The sequence below is a fragment of the Actinophytocola xinjiangensis genome (assembly GCF_001921215.1).
GTDB lineage: Bacteria > Actinomycetota > Actinomycetes > Mycobacteriales > Pseudonocardiaceae > Actinophytocola > Actinophytocola xinjiangensis.
This window is the reverse complement of record NZ_MSIF01000038.1, coordinates 10,675-22,501: the sequence shown is the minus strand read 5'-3', so window position 1 is coordinate 22,501 and position 11,827 is coordinate 10,675. Positions and strand designations below refer to the sequence as shown.

General features: G+C 70.8%; 12 protein-coding genes. 2 read left to right on the top strand and 10 right to left on the bottom strand.

Annotated elements, in window-relative coordinates; genetic code table 11:
• Nucleotide 1: 1 nt before the first annotated feature.
• The 3 genes from BLA60_RS39160 to xerD all read right to left on the bottom strand — a co-directional run bounded on the left by BLA60_RS39160 (nucleotide 2) and on the right by xerD (nucleotide 2,338).
• A complete protein-coding gene (locus BLA60_RS39160; RefSeq protein ID WP_075138157.1) occupies nucleotides 2–340 on the bottom strand; it encodes a hypothetical protein in 339 nt (112 codons plus the stop codon).
• Nucleotides 337–1,275, bottom strand: a complete 939-nt coding sequence (locus tag BLA60_RS39155) for a ParA family protein (protein ID WP_075138156.1) — start codon at nucleotides 1,273–1,275, stop codon at nucleotides 337–339. Before BLA60_RS39155 ends, BLA60_RS39160 begins: the two co-directional genes overlap by 4 nt.
• A gap of 130 nt (nucleotides 1,276–1,405) precedes the next feature.
• Nucleotides 1,406–2,338, bottom strand: coding sequence for a site-specific tyrosine recombinase XerD (gene xerD / locus BLA60_RS39150; RefSeq protein ID WP_075138155.1), 933 nt, complete (start codon nucleotides 2,336–2,338; stop codon nucleotides 1,406–1,408).
• Between the two features lie 127 nt (nucleotides 2,339–2,465).
• On the opposite strand from xerD, the gene BLA60_RS39145 reads away from it, so the two are divergent.
• A complete protein-coding gene (locus BLA60_RS39145; protein WP_075138191.1) occupies nucleotides 2,466–2,933 on the top strand; it encodes a DUF1707 domain-containing protein in 468 nt (155 codons plus the stop codon).
• Here the strand turns inward: BLA60_RS39145 and BLA60_RS39140 are convergent.
• The 5 genes from BLA60_RS39140 to BLA60_RS39120 are packed head-to-tail and all read right to left on the bottom strand — an operon-like array spanning nucleotide 2,930 to nucleotide 7,838.
• Nucleotides 2,930–3,661, bottom strand: a complete 732-nt coding sequence (locus tag BLA60_RS39140; RefSeq protein ID WP_075138154.1) for a FadR/GntR family transcriptional regulator — start codon at nucleotides 3,659–3,661, stop codon at nucleotides 2,930–2,932. The two genes, BLA60_RS39145 and BLA60_RS39140, sit on opposite strands and share 4 nt — an antisense overlap.
• Nucleotides 3,661–4,425, bottom strand: coding sequence for a 3-oxoacyl-ACP reductase (locus BLA60_RS39135; RefSeq protein ID WP_075138153.1), 765 nt, complete (start codon nucleotides 4,423–4,425; stop codon nucleotides 3,661–3,663). Before BLA60_RS39135 ends, BLA60_RS39140 begins: the two co-directional genes overlap by 1 nt.
• Nucleotides 4,422–5,789 carry an aldehyde dehydrogenase family protein gene (locus BLA60_RS39130; RefSeq protein WP_075138152.1) on the bottom strand — a complete coding sequence of 456 codons (1,368 nt, stop codon included), beginning with the start codon at nucleotides 5,787–5,789 and terminating at the stop codon, nucleotides 4,422–4,424. Before BLA60_RS39130 ends, BLA60_RS39135 begins: the two co-directional genes overlap by 4 nt.
• Nucleotides 5,786–6,493: a gamma-glutamyl-gamma-aminobutyrate hydrolase family protein gene (locus BLA60_RS39125; protein WP_075138151.1), complete on the bottom strand. Its 708-nt coding sequence runs from the start codon at nucleotides 6,491–6,493 to the stop codon at nucleotides 5,786–5,788. The genes BLA60_RS39130 and BLA60_RS39125 overlap by 4 nt, the downstream gene beginning before the upstream one ends.
• On the bottom strand, nucleotides 6,474–7,838 hold the full coding sequence (locus tag BLA60_RS39120) for a glutamine synthetase family protein (protein ID WP_211289008.1): 1,365 nt from the start codon (nucleotides 7,836–7,838) through the stop codon (nucleotides 6,474–6,476). The genes BLA60_RS39125 and BLA60_RS39120 overlap by 20 nt, the downstream gene beginning before the upstream one ends.
• 144 nt (nucleotides 7,839–7,982) lie before the next feature.
• Here BLA60_RS39120 and eat point away from each other — a divergent pair, with 144 nt between their 5' ends.
• Nucleotides 7,983–9,431: an ethanolamine permease gene (eat, locus tag BLA60_RS39115; protein ID WP_075138150.1), complete on the top strand. Its 1,449-nt coding sequence runs from the start codon at nucleotides 7,983–7,985 to the stop codon at nucleotides 9,429–9,431.
• Here the strand turns inward: eat and BLA60_RS39110 are convergent.
• The gene (locus BLA60_RS39110; protein WP_075138149.1) at nucleotides 9,428–10,069 is read right to left on the bottom strand and encodes an NUDIX domain-containing protein; all 642 of its coding nucleotides are present in this window, start codon (nucleotides 10,067–10,069) and stop codon (nucleotides 9,428–9,430) included. The two genes, eat and BLA60_RS39110, sit on opposite strands and share 4 nt — an antisense overlap.
• Nucleotides 10,066–11,763, bottom strand: a complete 1,698-nt coding sequence (locus tag BLA60_RS39105) for a CTP synthase (protein WP_154814910.1) — start codon at nucleotides 11,761–11,763, stop codon at nucleotides 10,066–10,068. Before BLA60_RS39105 ends, BLA60_RS39110 begins: the two co-directional genes overlap by 4 nt.
• Between the last annotated feature and the right edge of the window lie 64 nt (nucleotides 11,764–11,827).

Below are 11,827 nucleotides of genomic sequence, written 5' to 3'. Positions count from 1 at the left end.
GCTACTTCCCGGCTGTGTCATGGCGCAGTCGTCGCACCAGCACCGAGTCCTCACCGCGTTCGTCCAGGTCGGCGAGGACCACGGCGATCGCCTCGCGCACCACCCGGCCCCGGTCGACCGCCAGGCCGTGGGTCGCCCGCAGCCCCAGGCGCGCGTGTTCCAGCGCCAGCAGCTCCTCGTCCGACACGTACACCGTGATCTTGGACGTGTGCTTCTGGCGCGGTGACCCGCGCCGGGACGAGACCGGCGGCGGCTGCGTCACCGGCCAGTTCTCCTCCGCCCGCTCTCCCGTCTCCCTGAACAACTCTGCCGCACCCGGCAACGAGGCACGACGACTCACCGGGCCATCGCCACTTCCCGGGCAATGACCTCGCGGGCCAGCTGCCGGTAGGCCTTCGCCCCGGCCGAGCGCGGCGCCCACACCGTGATCGGCGCGCCGGCGACGGTCGTCTCCGGGAACCGGACGGTCCGGTTGATCACGCTGTCGAACACGATGTCCTCGAACCGTTCGACGACGCGCGCGATCACCTCGCGGGAGTGCAGCGTGCGCGGGTCGAACATGGTGGCGAGGATGCCGGTGATCTCCAGCTTCGGGTTGAGCCGCTCGCGCACCTTCTCGATCGTGTCGATCAGCAGGGCGACCCCGCGCAGGCTGAAGAACTCGCACTCCAGCGGGATCAGCACGCCGTCCGCCGCGGCCAGCGCGTTGACCGTGAGCAGGCCGAGCGAGGGCTGGCAGTCGATGAGGATGTAGTCGTAGTAGTCGATGACCGGGCGCAGCGCGCGGACCAGCGTGTGCTCGCGACCCACCTCGGCCACCAGCTGCACCTCGGCGGCGGACAGGTCGATGTTGCTCGGCAGCAGGTCCATGTTCTCGACACCGGTACGGATCACGGCGTCCGACGCGGTCACCGAACGGTCGATGATCACGTTGTAGATGGTGCGTTCGAGCTGGTGAGCGGGGATACCGAGACCGACGGAGAGCGCTCCCTGCGGGTCGAAGTCGACGATCAGCACGCGCCGGCCGAACTCCGTCAGCGCGGCGCCGAGGTTTATGGTCGACGTCGTCTTGCCGACCCCACCCTTCTGGTTGCACAGGGCGAGGACCTTCGCCGGGCCGTGCCCGTTGAGCAGCGGTGGTTCGGGAATGTGCCGCTTGGGTCGGCCGGTCGGGCCCAGTGAGCCGTTCGGGCTGTCGTCGAGCGCCTCGTCCTCGTCGGAAGCCGCTCGTGGGGCGAGGCTGAGCTCCCGTTCCGAGGGATGCATTGTCGACATATCGACCTAGCTCCTTGTCGTCCGCGCTGTCCGCCGCAGCTTAGAGATCAGGCCGCGGAAGCGGCAAAGAGGCTCGCCGTTTCTCGGTGTTCCAGTTGTCGCGGGTGGTGAGGGAGCGTGTTGTCGCGGATCAGCCCCTGGCTCTCGGGTGGGCGGTGGCGTAGACCTCTCGGAGGGTGTTGACGGTGACCAGCGTGTAGATCTGGGTGGTGGTCACCGAGGCGTGGCCCAGGAGTTCCTGGACGACCCGGACATCCGCGCCGCCCTCCAGGAGATGGGTGGCGAACGAGTGCCGCAGGGTGTGCGGGGACACCGAGGCCGCGATCCCCGCCCGTTCGGCCGCCACCTTCAGCACCTGCCAGGCGCTCTGCCTGGACAGCCGCCCGCCCCGGACGTTGAGGAAGACCGCCGGGGTGCCCCGACCTCGGGTGGCCAGGCCGGGGCGGGCCCTGACCAGGTACGCGTCCAGGGCGTTGAGGGCGGGACGGCCGATCGGGACCAGGCGTTGCTTGCCGCCCTTGCCGTCCAGGCGGACTGTTCGCTCCGTCTTGTCGATGTCGTCCAGGTCGAGGCCAACGGCCTCGGAGATTCGGGCGCCGGTGGAGTACAGGACCTCCAGCAGGGCCCGGTCACGCAGCGGGCCCGGGCCTTCCAGCGCGGGGGTGTCGAGCAGGCGCAGGACGTCGTCCACGGGCAGCGCCTTGGGGAGTCGGCGGGGGGCGGCCGGGGGGCGGACCTCGCGCGCCGGATCCAGGTCGACCATGCCTTCGCGGACGGCGAAGCGGTGCAGGCCGCGCACCGCCACCAGCGCCCTGGCCGCCGAGGACGCCGCCAGCGGGGGGTGGGTGGCGTCGCCCTCCCGGAGGACGGCGAGGAACGCCGACACGTGCGGCTCGGAGACGGCCACCAGGTCCGGCAGGCCGGAACTGGTGAGGTGTTCGGCGTAACGGCGCAGGTCACGGGTGTAGCTGTCGAGGGTGTTGCGGGCCGTGCCGCGCTCGACGGCCAGGTGGTCGAGGTAGGCGGCCACGGCGTCGGCCAGTGCCGGCGCGACCTCGACCATGACACCTCCCGCAGAGCGGCGTAGCACCGGAGTCGGGTCAGCCTATTCGTCGTCATCCGGCGCCGGGGAGGTGGCGCGCTGACGTATCGTGGAATTCGTACACCGGGAAGGGAAGGTAACCGTGTCGATCGGCAGTGACGACCTCCGCGTCGGCACGTCCGAGCGTGAGGCCGCGGTGAACATTCTCGGTGACCACTTCTCCGAGGGCCGGCTGGCGATGGAGGAGTACGAGCAGCGGGTGGGCGCCGCGCTGGAGGCCACCACCCGAGGCGATCTGCGGCCGTTGTTCCGCGACCTGCCACCGCCCTATCCCGCGTTCATGGTGCCGCCGGTGCAGCGACAACCACCGCTGCCGGCACATCGCGCCAGGTCCGAACCCGCGGTCATGTCCGACAAGAGCAAGCTCGCGGCGGGCGTGTTGCAGATCCTGTTGCCCTTCGGCATCGGGCGGTTCTACACCGGACACACCGGCGTCGGCCTCGCGCAGCTGTTGACCTCGTTCATGTTCGTCGGGATCGTCTGGAGCGTCATCGACGGCATCCTGCTGATCGTCAACGGCGGCGTGGACGGCGAAGGACGCCGGCTGCGCGACTAGAGAAAGCCTCTGAGCAGCGCTTCCGTGCCCTCCAGGTGTTCGGCCATCGCCACCCTGGCGGTCTGGGCGTCGCCGGACAGGATCGCCTCGACGACGGTGTGGTGCTGGTCGTTCGAGTGGCCGATGTTGACGGCCAGCAACGGGATCGCGTCCAGCAGCTCGTTGACCTTCGTGCGGACGTCAGCCACGGCGCTGGTCAGCGACGGCGACGCGGTGACCTCGGCGATCGCCAGGTGCAGACGGGAGTCCAGCCGGCGGTACTCCGCCTCCTCCCCCGCCGCCACCCCGGCCACGTCGGTCAGCCGCACCCGCAGGTGCTGGCGGTCCGACGGGCTCAACGACCGGGCCGCGGCCGCCTGCGCCGCACCGGTTTCCAGGACCCGGCGCAGGGTCAGCACGTCCTCGATGTCGGCGCCGGGCAGGGGCGCGCGGCGCCGGGGACGCGGGCTCGCCGGCAGGTCGTCGGCGACGAACGTGCCGCCGTAGCGGCCCCGGCGGGACTCGACGTAGCCGGCGTCGGCCACCGCGCGGATCGCGTCGCGCAGGGTCACCCGGCTCACCGCGAGGCGGGCGGCGAGGTCGCGTTCGGCGGGCAGGCGTTCGCCGGGGGCCACGACGCCCAGCCGGATCGCCTGGAGCAGCCGTTCGACGGTCTCCTCGAAGGCGTTGCGGGGGCGCACCGGCCGGAACACCGCCTCGGCCGCGTGCGGTCCTCTGTGGACTGACACTAGAGCGGGGTGACGTAGGCGCCGGAGATCCCGCCGTCCACGAGGAACGTCGACGCGGTGACGAACGACGCGTCGTCGCTGGCCAGGAACGCGGTCGCGGCGGCGATCTCCTCCGGCTCGGCGAACCGGCCCATCGGCACGTGCACCAGCCGCCGCTGCGCCCGTTCGGCGTCTGCGGCGAACAACTCCTTGAGCAGCGGCGTGTTCACCGGACCCGGGCACAGCGCGTTGACCCGGATGCCCTCGCGCGCGAACTCCACCCCCAGCTCCCGGCTCATCGCCAGCACCCCGCCCTTGGACGCGGTGTAGGAGATCTGCGAGGTCGCCGCGCCCAGCACGGCCACGAACGACGCGGTGTTGATGATCGAACCCCGGCCCTGGCGGCGCATGTGCGGCAACACGTACTTGCAGCACAGGTACACCGACGTGAGGTTGACCCGCTGCACGTGCTCCCACGCCTCGATGCCGGTCTCCAGGATCGAGGCGTCCTCCGGTGGCGAGATGCCGGCGTTGTTGAACGCGATGTCCACGCTGCCGTGCCGCTCCACGACCTGCGCGTACAGCGCCTCGACGGCCGGCTCGTCGGTCACGTCGCAGGTGATCGCGTCGCCGCCGATCTCGCCGGCCAGGGCGGTGATCGCCTCGGTGTTCAGGTCGACGCCGACGACCAGCGCACCTTCCTCGGCGAAGCGGCGCGCGGTGGCCAGGCCGATCCCGCTGGCCGCTCCGGTGATGACGGCGACCTTGTCCCGCAAGCGATTCATGACTCCCCCTCGGTGGCGATGAACACGTTCTTGGTCTCGGTGAACGCGTCCAGCGCGTCCGGTCCGAGCTCGCGGCCGAGCCCGGACTGCTTCATGCCCCCGAAGGGCGTCCAGTACCGCACCGACGAGTGCGAGTTGACCGACAGGTTGCCGGCCTCCACCCCGCGCGCTACCCGCAGCGCGCGGCCGACGTCCCGGGTCCAGATCGAGCCGGACAGGCCGTAGTCGGTGTCGTTGGCCATCCTCAGCGCGTCGGCCTCGTCGTCGAAGGCCTGCACGGTGACCACCGGCCCGAACACCTCGTCGACGACCGTCCGGTCGGTCGGGGTTCGCGGCAGGACGACCGTCGGCGGGAACCAGTAGCCGGGGCCCTCCGGCGCGCTGCCCCGGAACGCCACCTCCACCTCGTCGTCCACATAGGACGACACGGAGGCCAGGTGGCCGGCGGAGATCAGCGGGCCCATCTCGGTCCGCTCGCTGGCCGGGTCGCCGACGACCACCCCGCGCACGGCCGGTTCGAGCAGTCCTAGGAACCGGTCGAACGCGCTGCGCTGCACCAGGATCCGCGACCGGGCACAGCAGTCCTGGCCGGCGTTGTCGAACACCCCGTAGGGCGCGGTCGCCGCCGCGCGCTCCAGGTCGGCGTCGGCGAACACGATGTTGGCGTTCTTGCCGCCGAGTTCCAGCGTCACCCGTTTCACCTGGGCAGCGCAGCCCGCCATGATGCCCCGGCCGACCTCGGTCGACCCGGTGAACACCACCTTGCGCACCAACGGATGGTCGACGAACCGCTGGCCGACGACCGAGCCACGGCCGGGCAGCACCTGGAACACGTCCTCGCCGATCCCGGCCTCGCGGGCCAGCTCACCGAGGCGGATCGCGGTCAGCGGGGTCAGCTCCGCCGGTTTGAGCACCACGGTGTTGCCGGCGGCCAGCGCGGGCGCGAAACCCCAGCCGGCGATGGGCATCGGGAAGTTCCACGGCACGATCACGCCGACCACGCCCAGCGGCTCGGCGAAGGTGACGTTCACCCCGCCGGGCACCGGGATCTGCCGGCCGAACAGCCGTTCCGGCGCGGCGGCGTAGTAGTGCAGCACGTCGCGGACGTTGCCGGCCTCCCACCGCGCGTTGCCGATCGTGTGCCCGGAGTTGGCGACCTCCAACGAGGCCAGGTTGTCCACATCGGAGTCGACGGCCTCGGCGAAGCGCCGCAGCAGCCGGGCGCGGTCACCGGGCGCGACGGCCCGCCAGGCCGGCAGCGCGCGGTGCGCCCGCTCGATCGCCGCGTCGGCGTCGGCGGCCGAGGTCGACGGCACGGTCGCCACCACCTGCTCGGTCGCCGGGTTGACCACCTCGGTGTTCATCGTCGTGCCTCCTCGACCAGCGCCGCGAACAGCCGCCGGTCAACGTCCATCTCCGGGTGCCACTGCACGCCGAGGCAGAAGGTCTCCCCCGGCAGTTCGACGGCCTCCACCGTGCCGTCGGCGGCCCACGCGACCGGGACGAGCCCCTCGCCGAGGCGGTCGATCGCCTGGTGGTGGTGGCAGCGCACGTCGACCTGCTCGCCGAGGATGCCGGCGAGCCGACTGCCCTCGGCGATCCGCACGCCGACCTCGCCGAAGGTTCCCAGCCGGGGCACGTGGTCGGTGGTGCCCACGACGTCGGGCAGGTGCTGGTGCAGGGTTCCGCCGAGCACGACGTTGAGCATCTGCAACCCCCGGCACACGCCGAGCAGCGGCAGGCCGGTCTTCAGCGCGAGCGCCACCAGGTCGGACTCGGCGGCGTCGCGGTCGGCGCGGGCCGGGCCGGTCGCCGGGTCCCTGGCCGCGCCGTAGCGGGCCGGGTCGATGTCGGCGCCGCCGACCACGATCAGACCGTCCAGACCGGACAGGTGGGCGGCCTCCCAGGTGGTGGCGGGCGGCAGCAGGATCGGGGTGCCACCGACGGCGGTGACCCCGTCGAGGTAGACCCCGGGCAGGACGGCCGAGGGCAGGTCCCAGAACCCGAAGCTGGCCTGCTCGACGTAGGTGGTGAGGCCGATCAGCGGGCTAGAGGCGTTCGAAGCCACGGATCCGCTCCCAGTCGGTGACCGCCGCGTCGTAGGCGGCGAGTTCCACGCGGGCGTTGTTCAGGTAGTGGTCGACGACCTCGTCGCCGAACGCGGTGCGGGCGAGCGTGCTCGCGGCGAGCAGGTCGGTCGCCTCGCGCAGCGTGGCCGGGACGCGGGGTTTGTCGGCGGCGTAGGCGTTTCCGGTGAACTCGGGCTCCAGGGCCAGCTCGTTCTCGATGCCGTGCAGGCCGGCGGCGATCAGGGCGGCGACCCCGAGATAGGGGTTCATGTCGCCGCCGGGGACCCGGTTCTCCACCCGCAGCGACTCGTCGTGGCCGACCACGCGCAGCGCGCAGGTGCGGTTGTCCACCCCCCAGGCCACCGACGTCGGGGCGAAGCTGCCGGGCTGGAAACGCTTGTAGGAGTTGATGTTCGGCGCGAAGAAGAAGGTCAGCTCGCGCAGCATCGCCAGCTGGCCGGCGAGGAAGTGGGTCATCAGCGGGGAGAAGCCGTGCTCACCGTCGCCGGCGAGCACGGGTGCGTCGTCGGTGCCGCGCAGCGAGAGGTGCACGTGGCAGGAGTTGCCCTCGCGTTCGTTGTACTTGGCCATGAACGTCAGGCTCTTGCCGTGCCGCGCGGCGATCTCCTTGGCGCCGGTCTTGTAGATGCTGTGGTTGTCGCACGTGGACAGCGCGGTGGTGTACCGGAAGGCGATCTCGTGCTGGCCGGGGTTGCACTCGCCCTTGGCCGACTCCACGTACAGCCCGGCGCCGGACATGCCGTTGCGGATGTCGCGCAGCAGCGGCTCCAGCCGGCCGGTGCCCAGCATCGAGTAGTCCACGTTGTACTGGTTGGCCGGAGTGAGGTCGCGGTATCCCCTGTCCCAGGCCTGTTCGTAGGTGTCGTCGAAGACGATGAACTCCAGCTCGGTGCCGACGTGGGCGGTCAGGCCGCGTTCGGCCAGCCGGTCGAGCTGGCGCCGCAGTACCTGCCGGGGCGACGCGGCGACCGGTCCGCCGCCGACCCACTCGACGTCGGCCAGTACCAGCGCGGTGCCCGGGTGCCACGGGATCAGGCGCAGCGTGTCGAGGTCAGGGCGCATGACGAAGTCGCCGTAGCCGCGCTCCCAGGAGGACATGGCGTACCCGTCGACGGTGTTCATGTCGACGTCCACGGCCAACAAGTAATTGCACGCCTCGGTGGCGTGGGTGAGTACCTCGTTGACGAAGTACTCGGCCGAGCACCGCTTGCCCTGCAACCGGCCCTGCATGTCGGTGATGGCCACCAGCACGGTGTCGATCACGCCCTCGTCGGCCAGAACGCGTAGTCGGTCGACGGTGAGCATGCCGTCCCGGTGTCCCATAAGAGTTCCTCCAATGGATCAGACCTGACCCATTCCACCTGGGTTACCGGGATGTGTCAACAGATGGAGTCTTGACACTGCCCCAGCCTGAGGATCACTCTCAGAAGGCTCAAAGGACTGCTGCTGGCCCATTAGGGAGCTGCCGTGTCTACTCCGCATCACCGCGAGAATGTTGAGTACCAGACCGCCCCGGCGAGCTACCTGGAGCAGCGCCAGCTGCGCAGAGGCGCGGCGGGCTGGGTCCTGCTGGCCGGCCTCGGCGTCGCCTACGTGATCTCCGGCGACTTCGCCGGCTGGAACTTCGGCCTCGCCGAAGGCGGGTGGGGCGGCCTGCTCATCGCCACCGCACTGATGGCCGTCATGTACACGTGCATGGTTTTCGGTCTGGCGGAGATGGCCTCGGCGATGCCGGTGGCCGGCGCCGGCTACGGCTTCGCGCGGCGCGCGCTCGGCCCGACCGGCGGGTTCGCCACCGGCACGGCGATCCTGATCGAGTACGCCATCGCCCCGGCGGCGATCTCGGTGTTCATCGGCGGCTACGTCGAGTCGCTTGGGCTGTTCGGGATCACCAGCGGCTGGCCGGTGTTCCTGGCCTGCTACCTGATCTTCATCGGCGTGCACCTGTGGGGTGTGGGCGAGGCGCTGCGGGTGATGTTCGTGATCACCGGGATCGCGGTGGTGGCGCTGGTGGTGTTCGTGGTCGGCATGATCGGCAAGTTCGACCCGGACAACCTGTTCGACATCGCCGCGACCGACGCCGCCGGCGCCAGCACGTTCCTGCCCTACGGCATCGCCGGCGTGCTGGCCGCGTTCGTGTACGGGATCTGGTTCTTCCTCGCCGTCGAGGGCGTGCCGCTGGCCGCCGAGGAGGCCTCCAACCCCCGGCGGGACCTGCCCCGCGGCATCATCGCCGCGATGGCCGCGCTGCTGGTGTTCGCCGCGCTGATGCTGGTCGTGGCGCCCGGCGCGGCCGGCTCGTCGACCATCGCCGAGTCGGACAACCCGCTGCCGGACGCGATCCGCGCCGCCTACGGCGGGGACAACTTCCTGGCGCAGTTCGTCAACTACGTCGGCCTCGCCGGGTTGGTGGCCAGCTTCTTCTCGATCATCTACGCCTACTCACGACAGCTGTTCGCCCTGTCCCGCGCCGGCTACCTGCCCCGGTGGATGTCGGTGACCGGCCGGCGCAAGACCCCGTACCTCGCGCTGATCGTCCCCGGCACCATCGGCTTCATCCTGGCCACGGCCACCATGGACGGCGCCCTGCTGATCAACATCGCGGTGTTCGGCGCGACGGTGTCCTACGTGCTGCTCAACGTGTCGCACATCGTGCTCCGGGTCCGCGAACCGAACCTGGAACGCCCGTACCGCACCCCCGGCGGCGTGGTGACCACCAGCATCGCCGCCGTCCTCGCCGTCGGCGCGGTCATCGCCACCTTCTTCGTCGACGAACTGGCCGCCGCCATCACCGCCGGGATCCTGCTGATCGCACTGGCGTACTTCTACTTCTACAGCCGCCACCACCTGGTCGCCAACGTCCCCGAGGAGGAGTTCGCCGCCATCCGCCGCGCCGAGTCCGAACTGGCCGACTAGGCCCGGCCCGGGTGGCCCCGCCGGTCCGGGAACCGGGTCGGCAGGCCGTCCCACGGGGCGTCGGCCGGGCGGTTGGGGGTGGCGGCCGTGCGGACGGCGTGGGCGGCGAGCAGGCCGCTGACCGTGGCGGCGTTGATGATCTCGCCGGCCAGGACCATGCGGACGGCCTCGGCCAGGGGGAACCGGCGGATCACCAGGTCGGCCTCCTCCTCGCCCTCCATCACGCGGTCGACGGTGGCCAGGTCGGTGGCCAGGAAGACCCGCACGGCCTCGTCGGTGAAGCCCGGGGAGACCGCGACGTCGACCAGCACCGACCACTCGCCGGCGACCAGGCCGGCCTCCTCGACCAGTTCGCGCTGGGCGGTGGTCACCGGGTCCTCGCGGGCGTGGTCGATCAGGCCGGCCGGCAGTTCCCAGTTCCGCCGGCCGATCGGGTGGCGGTACTGGTGGACCAGCGTCACCTGGTCGTCCTCGTCGAGCGCCGCGATCGCGACCGCGCCGTGGTGCTCGACGACCTCGCGCGGCGCCTGACCGCCGCCGGGCATCGACACCTGATCGATCCGCAGGGCGATGATCCGTCCCACGTAGACGTCCTGTGTGGACAGAACCTCGAAGACGTGCTTCCCGGGCTCGGTCATGTTCTCGACCCCGACGTCTCCGGCAGCTCGACCGGCAGCCGCTCGGCGGCCCGGCGGCTCAGCGCCGCCTTCACGAACCCGGCGAACAGCGGGTGCGGGCGCGTCGGCCGGCTCTTGAGCTCCGGGTGGGCCTGGGTGCCGACGAAGAACGGGTGCACGTCCGCCGGCAGCTCGACGAACTCGACCAGGTGCTCGTCGGGCGACAGGCCGGAGAACACCACGCCGGCCTTGGCCAGCCGGTCACGGTAGGCGTTGTTCACCTCGTACCGGTGCCGGTGCCGCTCGGACACCTCCCGCGCCCCGTAGGCCGCGGCGACCACCGACCCGCCGACCAGCTTCGCCGGGTACGCGCCCAGGCGCATCGTGCCGCCCATGTCCCGCTCGCCGGCGATCACGTCCTGCTGGTCGGCCATCGTGCTGATCACCGGATTGCTGGTGGTCTCGTCGAACTCCACGGAGTTCGCGTCCTTGATGCCGGCCAGGTCGCGGGCGGTCTCGATCACCATGCACTGCAGGCCGAGGCACAGCCCGAGCAGCGGGATCTTGTTGACCCGCGCGAAGTGGATCGCACCGATCTTGCCCTCGATACCGCGCACGCCGAAGCCACCGGGGATCAGCACACCGTCCAAACCAGACAGTTGGGCGGCCGCGCCGGCCGGTGTCTCGCAGGTGTCCGACTCGACCCACACCACCTCGACCTTGGCCCGGTGGGCGAACCCACCGGCGCGCAACGCCTCGGTCACCGACAGGTACGCGTCCGGCAGGTCGACGTACTTGCCGACGACCGCGATCCGCACCGTCTCCTTCGGATTGTGCACCCGGGACAGCAGGTCGCCCCACACCGTCCAGTCCACGTCGCGGAACGGCAGCCCGAGCCGGCGCACCACGTACGCGTCGAGCCCCTCGCTGTGCAGCACCTTCGGGATGTCGTAGATGGACGGCGCGTCCGGCGCGGCGACCACCGCGTCGATGTCCACGTCGCACATCAGCGCGATCTTGCGCTTGAGCCCGCTGGGCACCTCGCGGTCGGCCCGGCACACCACGGCGTCGGGCTGGATACCGATGTTGCGCAGCGCCGCCACCGAGTGCTGCGTCGGCTTGGTCTTGAGCTCCCCCGACGGCGCGAGGTAGGGGACGAGCGAGACGTGCAGGAAGAAGCAGTTGTCCCGGCCGACGTCGTGGCGGACCTGCCGGGCGGCCTCCAGGAACGGCAGCGACTCGATGTCACCGACCGTGCCGCCGACCTCGGTGATCACCACGTCGGGGGCGTTGCCGTCCTCCCCCGGCTCGGCCATGCCGCGGATCCTGGCCTTGATCTCGTCGGTGATGTGCGGGATGACCTGCACGGTGTCGCCGAGGTACTCGCCCCGGCGCTCCTTGGCGATGACGCTCGAGTACACCTGCCCGGTGGTGACGTTCGCGCGCCCGGCGAGGTCCCGGTCGAGGAAGCGCTCGTAGTGCCCGACGTCGAGGTCGGTCTCCGCGCCGTCCTCGGTGATGAAGACCTCACCGTGCTGGAACGGATTCATCGTCCCAGGGTCCACGTTGAGGTACGGATCGAGCTTCTGCATCGTCACCCACAGACCACGGGCGGTGAGCAGTTGCCCAAGACTCGACGCGGTCAGCCCCTTACCGAGCGACGAGGCGACCCCACCGGTCACGAACACGTACTTCGTCGTGCGTGAGTGCTGCACCAGGGACGCCCCCCGTGGGGTTACCTTCGGTCCGAATCCGTTACTGGCGTTACCGTTCTCAGCG

Coding starts and splice junctions, on each gene's coding strand:
- BLA60_RS39120 (WP_211289008.1), bottom strand. CDS start 7,838: ATGGGACACCGGGACGGCATGCTCACCGTCGACCGACTACGCGTTCTG.
- BLA60_RS39130 (WP_075138152.1), bottom strand. CDS start 5,789: ATGAACACCGAGGTGGTCAACCCGGCGACCGAGCAGGTGGTGGCGACC.
- BLA60_RS39110 (WP_075138149.1), bottom strand. CDS start 10,069: ATGACCGAGCCCGGGAAGCACGTCTTCGAGGTTCTGTCCACACAGGAC.
- xerD (WP_075138155.1), bottom strand. CDS start 2,338: ATGGTCGAGGTCGCGCCGGCACTGGCCGACGCCGTGGCCGCCTACCTC.
- BLA60_RS39135 (WP_075138153.1), bottom strand. CDS start 4,425: ATGAATCGCTTGCGGGACAAGGTCGCCGTCATCACCGGAGCGGCCAGC.
- BLA60_RS39155 (WP_075138156.1), bottom strand. CDS start 1,275: ATGTCGACAATGCATCCCTCGGAACGGGAGCTCAGCCTCGCCCCACGA.